Genomic DNA, 17,779 nt, shown 5'->3' on the forward strand with positions numbered 1-17,779 from the left:
TAAAACTCGGTCTTTGTGGTGAGCGAGCTTGCCTCGCGCGGGGCAAGCCCGCTCACCACATTAGTCTGTCTTCACACGTATAAGGGGTTGGCGATGTCGAGAGTATTCTTGCAAGCGTTCACCCTGGTCGTCGCGGCATGCCTTGCGGCCTGCTCCCCGATCAAAGTGCTCAACGCACTCACCCCCTCCAACACCTTCACCAAAACTTCAGCCATCGCCTATGGCGATGATCCCCGGCAAAAACTCGATATCTACCGGCCTGTCCCTGTTATCTCCAATGCTCCAGTCGTGGTGTTTTTCTACGGCGGCAGCTGGAACAGCGGCTCCAGGAGCGACTACGGTTTCGTCGGCGAAGCCCTGGCCTCACGCGGCATCGTGGTGGTGATCGCCGATTACCGACTTTACCCGCAAGTGCGTTATCCCGCTTTCCTCCAAGACAACGCCCACGCCGTTGCCTGGACCTATCAACACGTCGCCCAATATGGTGGTGATCCCCAACAGCTCTATGTCATGGGGCATAGCTCCGGCGCCTATAACGCGTCGATGCTGGCGCTGGATGCGCGTTGGTTGAAAGAGGTTGGCCTGACGCCGTCAATCTTTAAAGGCTGGATCGGCCTGGCGGGGCCCTATGACTTTCTGCCGATTGAAAACCCTGACGTGAAACCGGTGTTTTTCTTCCCGGATTCACCGCCGGATTCCCAGCCGATCAACCACGTCAGCCGTGACGCACCGCCCAGCCTCTTGATCGCGTCGACGGATGACAAGCTCGTCAACCCCAAACGCAACACCGGCGGGCTGGCCCAGCAATTACGGGCGGCGGGTGTGCCGGTGGAGGAAGTCTATTTCGGCAAGACCAACCACCAGACGCTGGTGGGGGCGATCGCCAGACCTTTGCGTTGGTTGGCGCCGGTACTGGACCGCGTCACAGCCTTTATCCAAGCCACTGGTCCTGCCGGTTCAAGCGCCAGGCAATCGCCCACAAGGTAAGGCTGCGCAGGGCCATAAATAGAAGGAAGGTTATCCACAGCCCGTGGTTGCCCAAACCCTGCAACGCCCAGGCGAAGGGCAGTGTCAGCAAGACGGTCAGCAGCATGCCATTGCGCATCTCCCGCGCGCGGGTGGCGCCGATGAACAGGCCGTCGAGCAAGTAGCTCCACACCGCAATCAACGGCAGTATCGCCAGGTAAGGCAGGTAGAGGTCGGCGGTTTCGCGCACGCTGGGGATATCGGTCTGCATGGCGATAAACAGGTGGCCGGCCACGGTGAACAGCAGCGCAAAGCCGATGCTCGCGATCAACGACCAACCGCCGGCCACCACCAATGAACGACGCAGGGCCTGGCGGTCGTGGGCGCCGATGGCATGCCCGCACAGGGCTTCCACCGCGTGGGCCAATCCATCCAAGGCGTGGGCGGCCAGCAACAGGCCGTTGAGCAGCAGCGCATTGGCGGCCACGGTGGCATCGCCCAGTCGCGCGCCCTGCACCGTGATCATGAAAAACACCGATTGCAGCGCGAGGCTGCGGATGAAAATGTCTCGGTTGACCGCCAGTAGCGGGCGCCAGCTCTCCCACAGTTTGAGTGCGGCCCAGGCAATATGGCCGGGGTAGGCGCGCAGGGCTTTCTGCGTCATCGCCAGGCCGAGCAAAGCGCCGGTCCATTCCGCCACCACGGACGCACGCGCCGAACCGACCACGCCCCAATCCAGGCCGAGGACGAACCACAGGTTCAACGCGATGTTGACCAGGTTGGTGGTCAGCAGGATCGCCAACGGCGCCCGCGCATTTTGTGTACCGAGAAACCAGCCGACCAATGCGTAGCTGGCCAATGCGGCGGGCAGGCCGAACAGGCGGGTGTGGAAAAAATCCTGGGTCAGTTGATTGAGTTCGGGAGAGGGCTGCATCCACTCCAAGGCCAGATGGCTCAGCGGAATGCCCACCGTGCCCAAGAGCATCGCCAGTCCCAGTGCGAGCAGCAGGCCTTGCAGCAGGATCTGCCGCAGCGCCGCCCCGTCATTGCGCCCGGCAGCCTGGGCGGCGAAACCGGTGGAACCCATGCGCAGGAAACCCATGGCCCAGGCGAGGAAGGTGTACAGGCTGGCGCCGACGGCCACGGCGCCCAACTGGTGGGCGTGAGGCAGGTGGCCGATGACCATGCTGTCCACCAGCGCCACCAACGGCACCGAGATATTCGACAGGATCATCGGCGCGGCCAGGGCCCAGACGCGGCGGTGGGTGGGGCGGTGGCGCCAGTCGGTGAGTAAGGTGGGCATGCGGGCTCCTTGGGGGAGCGGCATTGTAACTGGCTGCCCTTGGCTGTGGGATTTGACTTGATCAAGGATGACCTCAGAACCAAACCACCCTCCGTCGGTCAATGTGACCAGCACCGCATCGGCCCCCTGCGGGCTGATATATAGTTCACCTCTCGGACCCCCTCACAAACGAGTGCCCCATGCTTAACAAAGGACTGTTCCTTGCTTGCGCGCTGGCCCTGCTGAGCGCCTGCGATTCCTCCGATAAACCGGCGGTACCGACCGCTCCCGCAGCAGCGACAGTGGCGCCCAAACCGGCGAAGGCCGCGGTGGATGTGGCGGCGCTGAAACAGCGTTATGCCGGGCGTGAGTTAAGTGTGGTGGACGTTTCCGAAGTGCAGCTCGACGGCGCCAGCACGCTCTCTGTGAGCTTTTCCATTCCGTTGGATCCCGATCAAAAATTCGCCGACAAACTTCACCTGGTGGACAGCAAGTCCGGCAAGGTCGATGGCGCCTGGGAAATCTCCGACAACCTGATGGAATTGCGCCTGCGCCATCTGGAGCCACAGCGCAAGCTGGTGCTGACAGTCGACGCCGGTGTGAAGGCGGTCAACGACAACACCCTCGCCGCCGAATACAGCGCGCGCCTGGAAACCCGCGACCTGCAAGCCACCGTCGGCTTTGCCAGCCGTGGCACCTTGCTGCCGACGCGCCTGGCCGAAGGCCTGCCGGTGATCGCGCTGAACGTCGACAAGATCGACGTCGAATTCTTCCGCATCAAGCCCGAATCCCTGCCCACCTTCCTCGCGCAATGGGGCCGCAACACCAGCCTGCAAAGCTATGAATCCCGCGAACTGCTGCCGTTGGCCGACTTGGTCTACGGTGGCCGTTTCGACCTGAACCCGGCGCGCAACACCCGCGAAACCCTGCTGCTGCCGATCGCCGGCCTCAAGCAACTGCAGCAGCCCGGCGTGTACCTGGCTGTCATGCGGGCTTCGGGCACGTACAACTATTCCCAACCGGCCACGCTGTTTACCCTGAGCGATATCGGCCTGTCGGTGCACCGCTACGCCAATCGCCTGGACGTGTTTACCCAGGCGCTGGAAGGCGGCAAGGCGCTGGATGGCGTCGACCTTGAAGTACTCGACGCCGAAGGCCGCGTGTTGGGCCAGGGCAAGACCGAGAAGGGCGGCCACGCCGAGTTGCCATTGCCGAAAAAGGCCCAGGTGTTGCTCGCCAAGCAAGGTGAACAGACCAGTATGTTGCGCCTCGACAGCGCGGCGCTGGACCTGGCCGAGTTCGACATTGGCGGCCAACCCTCCCACCCTTTGCAGTTCTTTGTATTCGGCCCGCGCGACCTGTATCGCCCTGGCGAAACCGTACTGCTCAATGCCCTGCTGCGGGACAAGGACGGCAATGCCGTCAAGCCGCAGCCGGTGAGCGTCGAAGTGCGTCGCCCGGATGAGCAGGTCAGCCGCAAATTTGTGTGGGACGCCGATGCCTCCGGCCTGTATCAATATCAACTGCAACTGGCTGGCGAAGCGCCGACCGGGCGCTGGCAGTTGGTATTCGACCTGGGTGATGGCAAGCCGCAGCTGTATGAATTCCTTGTCGAAGACTTCCTGCCCGAGCGCCTGGCGCTGGAACTCAAGGGCAGCGACACCCCGTTGAAGCCGGCGGACGACGCGGTGATCCAGGTCAACGGCCGTTACCTGTACGGCGCGCCTGCCTCGGGCAATCGCGTCAGCGGCCAAGTCTATGTACGACCGTTGCGCGAAGCGGTCAAGTCGCTGCCGGGCTATCAGTTCGGCTCCGTCACCGAAGAAGAACTGAGCCAGGATTTCGAACTGGACGAAAGCGTACTCGACGCCAAGGGCCAGGAATCGCTGACCTTGGAAAGCAAATGGGCCGAGGCCAAGTCGCCGCTGCAACTGATCGTGCAGGCCAGCCTGCAAGAGTCGGGCGGACGGCCGATCACCCGGCGTCTGGTGCAGCCGATCTGGCCCGCCGAGCAACTGCCTGGCCTGCGCGGACTGTTTGACGGCAAGGAAACCAATGGCGACGGCCCGGCGGAATTCGAAGTGCTGCTGGCCAACCAGGACGGGCAGAAGCTCGCCGCGCCTAACCTCAAGGTGCGCCTGGTGCGTGAGCGCCGCGACTACTACTGGAACTACTCCGAGAATGACGGCTGGAGCTATCACTTCAACGAGAAATTCCTCAACCTCGACGAGCAGACCCTGAACATCAAGGCGGGAGACACGGCCAAGGTCAGCTTCCAGGTGGAGTGGGGCCCTTACCGCGTCGAGGTTGAAGACCCGCAAACCGGCTTGGTTAGCAGCCTGCGTTTTTGGGCTGGTTATCAGGCCCAGGACAACACCGAAGGCGGCGCCGTGCGACCCGACCAGGTCAAGCTGGCGCTGGATAAACCGGCCTACGGCGATGGCGATACGGCCAATGTGACCGTCACGCCGCCGGCTGCGGGTAAGGGCTACCTGTTGGTGGAGTCCGCCGAAGGCCCGCTATGGTGGCAGGAAATCGAGGTGCCGGCTGAAGGCAAAAGCTTTGCCGTGAAGCTCGATCCGAAATGGTCGCGCCATGATTTGTATGTCAGCGCCTTGGTGATCCGCCCCGGCGAGCGCAAAGCCAACATCACGCCCAAACGGGCGGTGGGCCTGCTGCACCTGCCGCTGGATCGCACCCAGCGCAAACTCGGCGTGACCCTCAGCGCGCCGGAAAAAATGCGTCCCAAACAGCCGCTGACCGTGAAAATCGCCGCCAAGAATGCCGATGGCAGCGTGCCGAAACAGGTGCACGTGCTGGTGGCGGCGGTAGACGTGGGCATCCTGAATATCACCGAATACCCGACGCCGGATCCGTATTCCAGCCTGTTCGGTCGCAAGGCCTACGGCGTGGACCAGTTCGATATCTACGGCCAGTTGATTGAAGCCGGCCAGGGCAGGTTGGCCAGCCTGGCATTTGGCGGTGACGCGGCCTTGGCCAAGGGTGGCAAGCGTCCGGACACCAGCGTGACCATCGTCGCCCTGCAAAGCGCGCCTGTGACGTTGAACGAGCAAGGCGAGGGCGAAGTCAGCGTCAATATTCCCGACTTCAATGGCGAGCTGCGCCTGATGGCCCAGGCCTGGAGCGATGATCGCTACGGCATGGCCGAAGCCAAGACGGTAATTGCCGCGCCGCTGATTGCCGAACTGTCGGCGCCGCGCTTCATGGCGGGTGGTGACCAGACCACGTTGGCGCTGGACCTGTCCAACCTGTCGGGCAAAGCGCAGAAACTCGACGTGCAATTGAGCGCCGATGGGCAATTGGAACTGGTCAGCAACGGCGCGCAAAGCGTCGAACTCAAGCAAGGCCAGCGCACCACCCTGCGTATCCCGGTGAAAGCCTGGGGCGGGTTGGGGCAGGGCAAGGTCAAGGTGACGGTGAATGGCCTGGACCTGCCGGGTGAGAACCTGCCGCCGTTTACGCGCGAATGGACCCTGGGCGTGCGCCCGGCTTATCCGGCGCTGCTCAAGCACTATCGCGCGGTGCTGAAGGATCAACCGTGGAGCTTGCCGGCGGGGACGCTGGATCAGTTCGACGCCTCGGGGCGCCAGGCGCTGCTGAGCCTGTCGAGTCGGCCGCCGCTGAACCTCGGTGCGCAGATCAGTGCGCTCAAGGCCTATCCCTACGGTTGCCTGGAGCAGACCGCGAGCGGCCTGTACCCGTCGCTGTATGCCGACGATGCATTGCTCAAACGCCTGTCGATCAAAGGCGAGTCGGACAGCGAACGCAAACGCAAGATCGAGCTGGGCATCGAACGCCTGCTGGGCATGCAGCGCTACAACGGTAGCTTCGGGTTGTGGGGCGCGGATGGCGAAGAGGAATATTGGCTGACGGCTTACGTCACCGACTTCCTGCTGCGCGCTCGCGACCAGGGTTTCGCGGTGCCGCCTGAAGCCTTGAAAAAGGCGAGCGAGCGTCTGCTGCGCTACGTGCAGGAACGCAACCTGATCGACGTCGACTACAGCGACAACGCCGACCACACCCGCTTTGCCGTGCAGGCCTACGCGGGCATGGTGCTGGCGCGCAGTCAGCAGGCGCCGTTGGGCGCGTTGCGCAGCATCTTTGAGCGCCGCAGTGATGCGCGCTCCGGTCTGCCGCTGGTGCAGTTGGCTATCGCGTTGCAGAAGATGGGCGACCAGCCGCGTGCGGACCAAGCCTTGCTCGCTGGCTTGGCCGCGCAACGCAATGCCAATGAATGGCTGGCCGACTACGGCAGCCCGTTGCGCGACCAGGCGATGATCCTGGCCTTGCTGGAAGAGAACGACTTGGCCAAGGGCAAGCGTGAGGAGCGCTTGTTCACGCTGTCGGATCAACTCGCGGTCAGCCCGTATTTGTCGACCCAGGAGCGCAACTCGCTGTTCCTGGCCGGGCGCCTCGGGTTTGCCAAGCCTGATGCGAACTGGCAAGTGTCATTGACGGGCAGTGGCGGTGTGCAGGAACTGAACACTCAGCAGTCGACGCTGGAATTGGAGGGCAAGTGGTTGTCCAGTGATCTGACCTTGAGCAATCAGGGTGAGACGCCGGTGTACCAGCAACTGACGATTTCGGGTTATCCACAGGTGCCACCGGCACCGGGTGGCGACAACCTGAGCATCCGCCGCGAATACCTGGGCATGAACGGCCAGCCGTTGAACCTGCGCAGCCTCAACAGTGGCGATCTGGTGCTGGTGCATTTGGCGGTCAGCGCCAAGCAGCGGGTGCCGGATGCGTTGGTGGTGGACCTGTTGCCGGCGGGCCTGGAACTGGAGAACCAGAACCTGGCGCAAAGCGCCGCCAGCCTGGAAAACGCCAGCAGCCAAGTGAAGGAGTGGCGTGAGTCGATGCAGAACGCATCACTCAAGCACCAGGAGTTCCGTGATGACCGCTACGTGGCGGCGATCAACCTGGAAGGCTCCGGCTCCACGCACCTGCTGTACCTGGCGCGTGCCGTGACACCGGGTACTTACCGTGTGCCATCGCCGCAAGTGGAGTCGATGTACCGGCCGAACTGGCAGGCGGTAGGGGAGACGCCGGCGGATCTGGTGATCAAGGGGCGGTGAAGGTCTCAATTTGAAGTGGGGTTCAAATGTGGGAGCGGGCTTGCTCGCGAATGCGGAGTATCAGTCAGCGCATCTATGACTGACTCACCGCATTCGCGAGCAAGCCCGCTCCCACAAGGGATTTGTGGTGTTTTTGGGTTAGTGGACAACCCAGCTCAGTAGCCACAGGCCCAACAGTAACCAGATAATCCCCATGATGATCGACGCCCGCATGAAGGCGCGCACCGCCGAGTACAGCAGCATCAGGCCGATGATCAGGGTGATGATGCTGATGATCGAGGTGTCCATGCCCAAGGTGCGGGACAAGCCATCGATGAAGTTGCCGCCGGCATTGGTCAGTGCACCGAACAGGCCGCTGAGGCCGTCGACGATAAAACGGATGATGGAACCGAGCGCCTGGCCCAACCATTCGAAAAAGCTTTCTACCTGCATATGTGTGTCCTGATGAGAAGGTGGGCGTATCTGTGCCTTTGGTTGTTATTGCAACAGGCTAGTTCCCTACCAGCATAGAGGTTTGCCCGTTTGAGTTTGCGTTTAGTTGCCCGTTGGACACTGGCCGGCCTGTTGTTGGTGGTGGCCTTGCTGTGGCTGGCCGACCGCATCTGGCCGCTCCCCTTGCCCAAGGATGACCTGGCGCGGGTGGTACTGGCCGAGGATGGCACGCCGTTGTGGCGGTTTGCCGATGCCAATGGCGTGTGGCGCTACCCGGTGCAAACCAGCGAAGTATCGCCGTATTACCTGGACGCGCTGCTCACCTATGAGGACCGTTGGTTCTACCAGCATCCCGGCGTGAACCCGCTGGCGCTGGCGCGGGCGACCTGGCAGAACCTCACGGGCGCGCGGGTGGTGTCGGGCGGAAGCACCTTGTCGATGCAGGTGGCGCGCTTGCTCGATCCGCATTCACGCACCTTCCACGGCAAGTTGCGCCAGTTGTGGCGCACGGCGCAGTTGGAATGGCACCTGTCCAAGGCCGAAATCCTCAACCTCTACCTGAACCGCGCACCGTTTGGCGGCACGTTGCAGGGTGTGGCGGCGGCCAGTTGGGCGTACCTGGGCAAATCCCCTGGGCAACTGACCCACGCCGAAGCCGCCTTGCTCGCCGTGCTGCCCCAGGCGCCCAGCCGTCTGCGCCCGGATCGCCATCCCCAACGTGCCCAGCAAGCCCGCGACAAAGTGCTGCGCCGCCTCGCGGAGTTCCAGGTCTGGCCACAATCGGCCGTCGATGAAGCCCTGGAAGAACCGCTGCTGCTCGCCCCACGCCTGGAGCCGAGCCTGGCGCCCTTGCTAGCGCGCCGCCTGAACCGCCCCGACAGCCCGCCGCTGATTCGCACCACCCTGGATGCCACGTTGCAACGCCGTCTTGAAGACCTGCTGCTGGGTTGGCGCGCGCGGCTGCCGGAGCACACGTCCGCTGCGATCCTGGTGGTGGAGGAGGAAAGCATGGCCGTACGTGCTTACCTTGGCTCGGTGGATATCAACGATGCCAAGCGCTTCGGCCACGTGGACATGATCAGCGCCTTGCGTTCGCCGGGTTCCACCCTGAAACCATTCCTCTATGGCATGGCCCTGGATGATGGGCTGATCCACTCTGAATCCTTGTTGCAGGATGTGCCCCGGCGTTATGGCGATTATCGGCCGGGCAACTTCTCCATGGGGTTTACCGGTGCAGTGCCGGCGAGTACGGCACTGTCGAGTTCGCTCAACCTGCCGGCGGTGCAGTTGCTGGAGGCCTATGGGCCCAAGCGCTTTGCTGCGCAAATGCGCATCGGCGGCGTGCCCTTGGCGCTGCCGGCGTTGGCCGAACCGAACCTGGCGTTGATCCTGGGCGGCGCAGGCAGTCGCCTCGAAGACCTGGTGAGCGGCTACAGTGCCTTCGCCCGGGACGGCAGGAGCGCCACTATTCGATTGCAGCCGGACGATACGCTCAGGGAACGGCCGTTACTGTCGCCAGGGTCCGCCTGGATTGTGCGGCGCATCCTCAGCGGCCAGGCGCGGCCCGACCGCGACCCGCGTGCCGAACTGGTGCAACGCCCGGTGCTGGCCTGGAAAACCGGCACCAGCTACGGTTTTCGCGATGCCTGGGCCATCGGCGTGGGCCCGCGTTATTTGATCGGCGTGTGGATCGGCCGCCCGGACGGCACGCCGGTGCCGGGCCAGTTCGGCCTGGCCTCGGCCGCGCCGTTGATGTTGCAGGTGCATGATGTGCTGACCAACCGCGACAGCCAGCGTGGTATCAGCGCCCCCGTCAAACCGGTGCCGGCCAATGTCGGTGTGGCGGCGATCTGTTGGCCGCTGGGCCAGCCCATGAGCCGCAGTGACCCCAATTGCCGGCGCCAGCGTTTTGCCTGGACCCTGGATAACACTACGCCGCCCACCTTGCAGGCACTGGACCAGCCGTTGAGCGTGGGTTTGATGGAAAGCGTGTGGGTCAATGCCAAGGGCTTGCGGGTCGACGCCCATTGCCCCGGCGCCGAGCCGAAAAACATCGCCCTGTGGCCCGCGCCGCTGGAACCCTGGCTGCCACGGGTCGAGCGCCGTGAAGCGCGTATCCCGGCCGCCGATCCCGAGTGCCCGCCTCCGGCATTGGCGGCGTCGTCGCCGTTGTCGATTGTCGGCGTGCGCGAAGGCGACCAACTGCGCCTGCCCGCCGCCAGCCAACAGCCCCTGCGCCTGAAAATCTCCGCCTTGGGAGGCAGCGGGCGACGCTGGTGGTTCCTCAATGGCGCGCCGCTGGGGGATAGCGCCAACCAGGACTTTATCAACACCAGTTTCGAGCGCCTGGGCCGCTACCAGTTGAGTGTGTTGGACGAGGCGGGGCAGACGGCCAGGATCGAGTTCAGTGTGGTGGATTAACTTGCCTTCCGGCGCTTTCGGCCCGAAGCTATCCACCTTCAGGAGCCTGCCGCATGAACCTCGAACACCTCACCGAACGCCTGCACCGCATCCGCGATACCAACAATTGGAAACAATTCCACAGCCCAAAAAACCTGGCCATGGCCGCCAGCGTGGAAATGGCCGAGCTGGTGGAAATCTTCCAATGGCTGACCGAAGACCAGTCGCGCCAACTGCCGGCCGACACACTCGCCCATGCCGGGCAGGAAGTCGGCGATATCGTGCTGTATCTTCTGTTGTTGTGCAGCGAGTTGGGCTTGGACATGAACGAGGTGGTGCGCGCCAAGTTGGCCGACAGTGAACGGCGGTTTGCCCATGAGTGATCGTCATTTCGACCAGCTGGCCACGCGTTTCGCCGAGAAAATCTACGGCGGTGCCAAAGGCGCGATTCGCCTGGCGGTGCTCCAGGCCGACTTGACCGAAGCGCTGCCGAAACGCCCTTTGCGCGTGCTGGATATCGGCGCGGGCCTGGGCCATATGTCGCTGTGGTTGGCCGAACAAGGCCATGAGGTCACCCTGGCCGAGCCCGCCGAGCCGATGCTCGAAGGCGCCCGCCAACGCTTCGCCGATGCCGGGCAGACTGCCACCTTTATCCATGCGCCCTGGCAAGACCTGCTCGGCCAACTCACTGAGCCTTACGACCTGGTGCTGTGCCACGCCGTGCTGGAATGGCTGGCCGAGCCCCACGCGATCCTGCCGGTGCTGCACCAGCTCACGGTGCCCGGCGGCTGGCTGTCGCTGGCGTTCTACAACCGCGATGCGCTGATTTACCGCAACCTGCTCAAAGGCCACTTCCGCAAAATGCGCAAGAACGACATGGCCGGCGAAAAGCAGAGCCTGACGCCGCAACAACCCCTCGATCCCCGTGAGTTGGCGGCGCAACTCGATGGCCTTTGGCAGGTCGAAAGCCAAAGCGGCGTGCGGGTGTTCCACGACTATATGCCGGTGGAATTCCAGGCCCGCGCCAATTTGCAGGACCTTTTGGAGATGGAACTCGCTCACCGTCGTCACCCAAGCTTTGCCGGACTTGGGCGTTATTTGCACTGGATCTGCCGTCCGGTTTAAGCGGCCCAGTCTGCGGAGGTCGAAATGCGTCGTCTCTGTTTGATCCTGTTGTCCCTCGGTTTGGGCGCGTGTTCCAGCCCGAACCCCTATGTTGCCGCTTCGGCGCCGATTCCTCCGGCGCCGCCCCAGGCGGCCAATACCTTTGATGCCAGCGCCTACCCGGCGCCCGTGCGCGACTACGGCGCCTACCGCAATTGGGCCTGGCGCAACGGCCAGTTGCCGGCGGGCACGGCCTGGGCGGATTCGGCGCAGATTGCCGAAGCGGTCAGCGGTGCCCTTGACCAGCGCGGGCTGCGCCCCTTGCATGACAATCGCCCGGCAGACCTGTTTGTCAGCGCCGATGTGCGCCTGGAGAAGCGCCTCAAGCAGGTCCAGGACGACTACGGCTACGGTTACGGCGGCTACAACCGCTATGGCAATGGTTATGGCATGTACAACTCGGTGCCGATCGTGCGCACCTATGAAGTGCAGGTCGTGGTGGTTCGCGTCAACCTGTTCGATGCCCGCACCGGCCAGCCGGTGTGGAGTGCCAGTGCGGAAACCGGCAGCCAGGGAAGCCTCAGTGAGCGGGGAGATGCCTTGCGCCAGGCGGTGCAAAAGGCGATGACGGCGTATCCTCCCAGTTAACAGCTACTCTCATCTTTAGCGCGGTTCGCTCTTTGGAGAAAAACCATGTTTCGTCGTATCGCTATGCTTGCTTTTGCAGTGCTGCTGGGCGGTTGCCAGACCAGCCAGGTCAACCACGATTTTGACGCCAGCCGGGACTTCGGTGCCTACCGCAGTTGGGCCTGGAAAGACCCGGCGCTGCAATATCGTCCGGATGATCCGCGCATCAAGAGTGACCTCACCGAACAGCGCATCCGCCAGGCCGTGGGCGAACAACTCGACCAGCGCGGCCTGCGCCCAGCGGCGCCGGGCAGCAAGGCTGATCTGAATGTACAGGCCTACCTGATCGTCGAAGACCGCCAGCAACAAGTCACCACCAACTACGGCGGCGCCTGGGGCGGCCCATGGAACGGCTATTGGGGCGCGCCGATGTACAACGAAACGCGCAACATCACCTACAAAGTCGCCACCATCCAGATCGACCTGCTCGACGGCAAGGACGGCAAGCTGGTGTGGCGCGGTAGCGACGAACAGATGATGGCCACCTCGCCCAACCCCCAGGATCGTGATAAAGCCATCCGCACCACCGTCACCCGCGTCCTCGCCAGCTACCCTCCGCACTAGAAATACCTTCCGCCAGTCGCCAATGTGGCGACTGGCCAGCGCGCACCCGAAGCCTTGTCTACACTCCAACCCAACGACGGAGAGTAAGTGCTAAGGAGTGCCTGATGTCTCCCCGACTTGGTTCCCGGCAACGTGGTGCGATTGGCTTGATGGCGGCAGGCACCCTGGCGGTGGCCATGGTGTTTATGCTGCTGGCGGTGGACAGCGGTCGCCTCTACCTGGAAAAGCGCAGGTTGCAATTGATCGCCGACACCGCTGCGTTGGAAGCCGCCGGTCGGGGCGGCCTGTGTACGCCCACCGCCACGGCCAATGATTACGCCAAGGAAAACGCTGCGCGCAACGGCTTCACTGTGGTCGCTGGCGACAACAGTCGGGGTTTGGCTGTGACCTGCGGCACCTTGACCACCAATGCCAGCAATATCCGCGTGTTTGCCGTTGATGCGACCAAGAACGACGCCGTACGCGTCATTGCGACCCGCAGCGTCATGACGAGTCTCGCCAGCGGCCTCTGGAACCTGTTCAGTGGCGCGCCGATCGCCACCCGGACGAACTTGAGCGCCACCGCCGTGGCTGCGACTGGGCCACCGGTGGCACAACTGACGATTCGCAGCAGCCTGGCCTCTGTGAACTCGGCCAATTCCCCATTACTGAACATGGTCATCGGCAATCTGTTGGGCGGTAGCCTGTCGCTGACGGCAGCGGGCTGGAATGGCTTGCTGACGACCAACGTGAATCTGCTCAGTTATCTGGATCAATTGGCGATTGAATTGAAAGTCACGGCGGGTGACTACGACGCGCTTCTGAGCACCGCTGTCTCCGCCAGACGACTGCTCGATGCCGCCGTGACGGTCCTGCAAAAAAACGGCTCGGTCGCCACGGCGGTCATCAACGATTTGATTGCCGTGAAAGCCATTGCGCCAGATACCGAGCTTTTGAAGGTGGGAGACTTGCTGAAACTCGCCACCGGAACGCCCGCGGCCGCCTTGAATACCAGTGTTCAGTTATTTCAGTTGCTGGAAACCGTGGCGCAACTCTCCAGTAGCAAGAACGCAGTGAGCGCGGCAGCCAAGGTCAATATCCCGCTGGTCGGCACCGTTTCGATCCAGACCAAAGTCATCGAACCACCGCAGTTGTCGGCGATTGGCAATCCGGCCAAGGCCAAGGCGGGGCTTTTGAATAACCCGCCGACGGATCAGATCTTTGTGCGAACTGCCCAGGTACGTACCTTGGTCACGATTGATGCGCCGATCATCAAGGTGGTGTCGGGTGTCACGTCGATCCTTTCCGGGCTGGGTACGCCGGTGTCGAAGGTGGTCAGCGGTCTTTTGAACCTGAATATTCCAGCGGTGGTCGGCGGTGTCTTGTGCCTGGTGGCGTGCAATGTCACGGACGTCGACATCACTCAAACACTGTCCATTTATATCGAGGCGGGCAGTGCGCAAAGCTTTGTCACGGACTACAACTGCGCCACGCCTGCCACCAAGTCGTTGACGGTAAAGACCACCACCGCGCTGGCTACATTGGGCGTAGGTTATGTTGACCCGGTTGCCGCATTTTCCTCACTGGCACCGGTCACCGTGCAACCGGTCAGGCTGATCGACTTTGGCGAACGCTATTGCATTGTGCTGACGCTGATCTGCGGTCCGCGTACAGCGGGTGTAGGCGGGGGGTTGAATTTGAAGGCGCTGTCTACCGTGGCCGCGCAAACCAACCCGATGCTGTTTTTACCCGTGGCCGAAATGAACACGACGCCGACCTACAAAAAAGCACCCGGCACCGCCGATATCCTTTATAGCCTGGGAGATACATTGAAGGGGCTGCAGGTCACCTACGTACCGCCAGGCGGGAGCACACCCAACCCGGCGAACGGCACCGTTACCAATGCGCTGGCGACCATCATCAGTTCGGTGGTGGGCCTTGTGCAGAACGTGCTGTCGCCGATACTCGACCCCATCGTCAACACCTTGCTCTCGGCGTTGGGCATCAGCCTGGGCAATGCCGAAGTCGGCGCCAATCTCAGTTGCCACATGGGCCGCGCCTACCTGGTGATCTGACTCACCGGCAACTCCACACAAAACCTTGCGCCGTGCTCCCCATTGGCGACGCTCAGGCGTCCGCCCATGTTTTCCACAATGCCGTAGCTCACCGACAAGCCCAGCCCCGTGCCCACGCCAATCGGCTTGGTGGTGAAGAACGGCTCGAAGATCCGCTCCAGCAACCGAGGGTCAATACCGCCGCCATTGTCCTCCACCCAGATCCGAATATGCCCGCTGTCATGCTCGCAATGCACGGCGATCCACGGGCGGAACTCGGGAGCCTTTTCCCGTTTGCTCAACAGCGCATCACGGGCATTGACCATCAGGTTGATCAGCACTTGCTCAAGCTGGTCGATATGCCCTTTGACCTGCACCGTGAAGTCCGCAGGCGTGATGCGCAGATCCACGCCCTTGCCGCGCAGGCCTTCGCCGAGCAGTGACAGGGTGCCTTCCACTGCCTGTGAGGGGTCGAAGGGCTGTTGCTCGATTTCCGAGCGGCGCCCGAACACGCGCATGTGGTCCACCACCCGCGCTGCGCGCTGTACCTGGGTATCAATGCGCTGGAGCTTTTCGGTGAGGTAGTCAACTTGTGCATCGCCGTTGCTCAGGCGCTTGAGCACATTGACGATGGCCATGCGCATCACGTTCAGCGGCTGGTTGATCTCATGCGCCAGGCCCGTGGCCATTTCGCCGAGGGTGGCCATCTTGGCGCTTTGCGTCAGTTGCTGCTGGGAGCGGCGCACTTCGGTGTTGTCGCGACCCACTGCTTGCACCTCCACCAGCGTGCCCTGTTCGTCGAACACACCACGGTCCGACCACACCCACCAGGCATGTTCGCGGCCGGGCAATTGCAGGCTGATTTCGGCGGTGCTGACCGGGAATTCCGGGCTCAATCGGGCGATGCGTTGCACAAAGGCCTGGCGTTGTTCGTCGGACAGCCAGTGCCCCAGGTTCAGCCCCGGTAATTGCGCCGGCGGGCATTCCAGGTAGTTGGCCAGCGGTGTGTTGCCGAAGGTCAGGGTCAGGTCCGGGCGATAGCGGCAGATCATCGCCGGGGAGTCTTCGACCAGGATGCGGTAGCGCTCTTCGCTCTGTTTGATCTGTTCGGCGGCCAGGGTCGCCTCGGTGACATCCAGCCACAGACCGACGGCTTCCACCGGCAGGCCGAGGTCATCGCGCAACAGCTTGGCTTCGTCTAGCAGCCAGTGGTAATGGCCCTGTTTGTCACGCAGGCGGTAACGGCTGCGCACGCTGCCTTCGCGCAGCAACTGGCGGCTGCGCTCGAAGTACAGTTCGCGGTCTTCGGGGTGGATCAGTGAAGCCAGGCTGTCGGGGTTGCAGTCGGCCAGGGTCCAACCCAGCAGCGGCAGCAGGCTGTCGCTGAAGAAGGCCGGGAGCAGGGCGCCACTGACATAGCGCTGCACGTAGATCACCGCCGGTGAACTGGCGATCAGGTTGTCCAGGCGCGCATGGGCAGCGGCGGCTTGCAGTTGCTGGTTCTTGATGTCGCTGATGTCGAGCATGAAGCCGATCCAGCGCCGGTTATCGCCCACGCCCAGCACCTGGCCTTGAACGCGATACCACAGGGGGTTTTGTTCTGCGTCGGTGCGTTGCAGGCGTACGCTGGTCAGCAGAGGTTTGCCCAGGGCTTGCAGGTCGTTCAGGCGGCTGTTGAGCGCCTGGCGATCGGCGGGGTGGATCAGTTCAAGCCATTGGCTCTGCGGCTGGCGGGTTGGGCCGTCCTCCGGGCTGAGGCTGTGCAGCAATTGCGGGGCCAGCTGGATTTCCTGGGTGGCCGGCAGCAGTTCCCACCAGCCGGTACCGAGCAGGCCTTGCAAGGCTTCCATGCGGTCGAGCTGTTGGTGGTAGCGTTGCTCGCGCAAGCGACTCAGCAACGGGGCAGCGAGGGCTGCGGTGAGGTTCAGCCAGTCGCGATCGCTGGTGTGCTGCTGGCCGCTGTAAAAGCCGCAGAGCAACCAGGCGGCGACGCCTTGGCTGTCACGGTAAGGCACCAGGAATCCATCGGCATTGCCGAAAATGCCTTGCACGCGCGGGTTGTCGCCGCGCCCCTGGGCCAGGCTCAACGGCATGTTGCCATTGGCGCTGTCCAGGCTGGTGCCCAGTGACTGGCCGGTCTGCCATAAGGCGGGCGCATCGTGGGCGGCGTAGCTGTTGTAGATCCGCCAGCCCTGGTTTTCTTCATCGAGCAAAGCCATGGCCACGCAGGGGATCCGCCAGCGCTGGGCCAGGCTGCGCAGGTGTTCGTTGAACACCTCGGGCAGGCGGGCCAGGCTGCACGCCCGCAACTGTTCGCTCATCTGGCAGGCGAGCTGATGGTTCTGTTCGCGGTGCTGGGCCAGTTGCCGGCCGGCCAGCAAGTCGCTGACGTCTTGCAGGTGCAGGCTCCAGCCGTCGCCCTGGGGCTCGATCCAGCCACGGGTGTGCAGGATCTGGCCGGCGCTACCCTGGAAGTCCAGGTCCAGGCTCTGGCGTTGCCAGTCGGCGGGATGGCCTTCGATGCTCAACGCGCTGCTGGCGCACAACAAATCGCGCAGCAATGGGCGAGGGTCATGTTGGGCGAGCAGTGAGCGCAGGGTTCCACTGATGCCCAGCACATGGCCCTGAGCGTCCAGTTGCAGGTGCAGTCCCGGCATGGGCGTGCCAGGAGTATCGAGTGCGGGCGCGCTGCTGCGGCCGAGCAGGCGCCCGAAAAGCTTGTCCCCCGAGGTCAAAGTTGCAGACTCGAACTGACCAACAGGTTGGCCGGCAGATTCGGCACAGTGCCGATGCCCGGTAACACCAGCGCGGGGAACACTGAATAGAGCCGGTTGGTGGGGTATTTGATGGTGACGGTCAGTTTGTTGCTGTTGTAGGTGGCGGTGACAAGGTCTTCGGAAAACCGGAAGCTGGCCGGTATCCATTTCAACTGGTTTAACGCTGTGGTTTTGGCCCGTGCAGTCACCTGCGCGTTGTAGGCCGTGCCGGCGGCTACCGGGTCCACCGCCATGGCTTGGCGCACGCCCTCCGCTGCTGCTTGATTGAACGACTGCAACATCAGCAGCGGCAGGCTATAGCTGATCAACCCATAGAACACCGCAAAAAAGATCCCGAAGACCAGGGCGAACTCAATCGCTGCTGCACCTTTTTGCTTTCTAGGGAGGCCTGTTTTCATGACTGCGTCTACCCTGACGGCTACTACTTGATATCAG

12 protein-coding genes are annotated in these 17,779 nt (G+C 62.9%); 8 read left to right on the top strand and 4 right to left on the bottom strand.

The window, feature by feature from the left end; all coding sequences use genetic code 11:
- The first annotated feature begins 93 nt into the window (after nucleotides 1–93).
- Entirely contained in the window at nucleotides 94–987 is an 894-nt protein-coding gene (locus HX823_RS26100; RefSeq protein ID WP_177077414.1) for an alpha/beta hydrolase, read from the top strand.
- Here HX823_RS26100 and HX823_RS26105 read toward each other — a convergent pair.
- Entirely contained in the window at nucleotides 932–2,269 is a 1,338-nt protein-coding gene (locus tag HX823_RS26105) for an MATE family efflux transporter (protein ID WP_033897337.1), read from the bottom strand. The two genes, HX823_RS26100 and HX823_RS26105, sit on opposite strands and share 56 nt — an antisense overlap.
- A 179-nt stretch (nucleotides 2,270–2,448) precedes the next feature.
- Between HX823_RS26105 and HX823_RS26110 the strand changes: the two genes are divergently transcribed.
- On the top strand, nucleotides 2,449–7,347 hold the full coding sequence (locus tag HX823_RS26110) for an alpha-2-macroglobulin (RefSeq protein ID WP_177077416.1): 4,899 nt from the start codon (nucleotides 2,449–2,451) through the stop codon (nucleotides 7,345–7,347).
- A 138-nt stretch (nucleotides 7,348–7,485) separates the two neighbouring features.
- Here HX823_RS26110 and HX823_RS26115 read toward each other — a convergent pair whose 3' ends face one another.
- A complete protein-coding gene (locus HX823_RS26115) occupies nucleotides 7,486–7,779 on the bottom strand; it encodes a hypothetical protein (protein WP_010213476.1) in 294 nt (97 codons plus the stop codon).
- Nucleotides 7,780–7,869: 90 nt separating this feature from the next.
- Here HX823_RS26115 and pbpC point away from each other — a divergent pair, with 90 nt between their 5' ends.
- The 6 genes from pbpC (at nucleotide 7,870) to HX823_RS26145 (ending at nucleotide 14,588) form a co-directional block, all read left to right on the top strand.
- Nucleotides 7,870–10,200, top strand: a complete 2,331-nt coding sequence (gene pbpC / locus HX823_RS26120) for a peptidoglycan glycosyltransferase PbpC (protein WP_050572392.1) — start codon at nucleotides 7,870–7,872, stop codon at nucleotides 10,198–10,200.
- 53 nt (nucleotides 10,201–10,253) lie between these two features.
- Nucleotides 10,254–10,562, top strand: a complete 309-nt coding sequence (locus HX823_RS26125) for a MazG-like family protein (RefSeq protein ID WP_038843772.1) — start codon at nucleotides 10,254–10,256, stop codon at nucleotides 10,560–10,562.
- Nucleotides 10,555–11,304, top strand: a complete 750-nt coding sequence (locus HX823_RS26130) for a methyltransferase (protein ID WP_033897334.1) — start codon at nucleotides 10,555–10,557, stop codon at nucleotides 11,302–11,304. The genes HX823_RS26125 and HX823_RS26130 overlap by 8 nt, the downstream gene beginning before the upstream one ends.
- 24 nt (nucleotides 11,305–11,328) lie before the next feature.
- Nucleotides 11,329–11,931, top strand: a complete 603-nt coding sequence (locus HX823_RS26135; RefSeq protein WP_016977011.1) for a DUF4136 domain-containing protein — start codon at nucleotides 11,329–11,331, stop codon at nucleotides 11,929–11,931.
- A gap of 45 nt (nucleotides 11,932–11,976) precedes the next feature.
- On the top strand, nucleotides 11,977–12,534 hold the full coding sequence (locus HX823_RS26140) for a DUF4136 domain-containing protein (protein WP_038843769.1): 558 nt from the start codon (nucleotides 11,977–11,979) through the stop codon (nucleotides 12,532–12,534).
- A gap of 104 nt (nucleotides 12,535–12,638) precedes the next feature.
- Nucleotides 12,639–14,588, top strand: a complete 1,950-nt coding sequence (locus tag HX823_RS26145) for a pilus assembly protein TadG-related protein (RefSeq protein WP_038843767.1) — start codon at nucleotides 12,639–12,641, stop codon at nucleotides 14,586–14,588.
- On the opposite strand, the gene HX823_RS26150 is transcribed toward HX823_RS26145, so the two are convergent.
- Nucleotides 14,573–17,302 (bottom strand): PAS domain-containing sensor histidine kinase, encoded by a 2,730-nt coding sequence (locus HX823_RS26150; protein WP_177077417.1) that lies wholly within the window; start codon nucleotides 17,300–17,302, stop codon nucleotides 14,573–14,575. The two genes, HX823_RS26145 and HX823_RS26150, sit on opposite strands and share 16 nt — an antisense overlap.
- A complete protein-coding gene (locus tag HX823_RS26155) occupies nucleotides 17,299–17,742 on the bottom strand; it encodes a TadE/TadG family type IV pilus assembly protein (protein WP_038843763.1) in 444 nt (147 codons plus the stop codon). The genes HX823_RS26150 and HX823_RS26155 overlap by 4 nt, the downstream gene beginning before the upstream one ends.
- Nucleotides 17,743–17,779: the final 37 nt, after the last annotated feature.

Source organism: Pseudomonas sp. P7759, assembly GCF_013386445.1.
GTDB lineage: Bacteria > Pseudomonadota > Gammaproteobacteria > Pseudomonadales > Pseudomonadaceae > Aquipseudomonas > Aquipseudomonas azotoformans_A.

What these genes read in the sequence shown, in the direction of transcription:
- HX823_RS26100 (WP_177077414.1), top strand. Translation starts at nt 94, where the DNA reads ATGTCGAGAGTATTCTTGCAAGCGTTCACCCTGGTCGTCGCGGCATGC.
- HX823_RS26105 (WP_033897337.1), bottom strand. Translation starts at nt 2,269, where the DNA reads ATGCCCACCTTACTCACCGACTGGCGCCACCGCCCCACCCACCGCCGC.
- HX823_RS26110 (WP_177077416.1), top strand. Translation starts at nt 2,449, where the DNA reads ATGCTTAACAAAGGACTGTTCCTTGCTTGCGCGCTGGCCCTGCTGAGC.
- HX823_RS26115 (WP_010213476.1), bottom strand. Translation starts at nt 7,779, where the DNA reads ATGCAGGTAGAAAGCTTTTTCGAATGGTTGGGCCAGGCGCTCGGTTCC.
- HX823_RS26125 (WP_038843772.1), top strand. Translation starts at nt 10,254, where the DNA reads ATGAACCTCGAACACCTCACCGAACGCCTGCACCGCATCCGCGATACC.
- HX823_RS26130 (WP_033897334.1), top strand. Translation starts at nt 10,555, where the DNA reads ATGAGTGATCGTCATTTCGACCAGCTGGCCACGCGTTTCGCCGAGAAA.
- HX823_RS26135 (WP_016977011.1), top strand. Translation starts at nt 11,329, where the DNA reads ATGCGTCGTCTCTGTTTGATCCTGTTGTCCCTCGGTTTGGGCGCGTGT.
- HX823_RS26140 (WP_038843769.1), top strand. Translation starts at nt 11,977, where the DNA reads ATGTTTCGTCGTATCGCTATGCTTGCTTTTGCAGTGCTGCTGGGCGGT.
- HX823_RS26145 (WP_038843767.1), top strand. Translation starts at nt 12,639, where the DNA reads ATGTCTCCCCGACTTGGTTCCCGGCAACGTGGTGCGATTGGCTTGATG.
- HX823_RS26155 (WP_038843763.1), bottom strand. Translation starts at nt 17,742, where the DNA reads ATGAAAACAGGCCTCCCTAGAAAGCAAAAAGGTGCAGCAGCGATTGAG.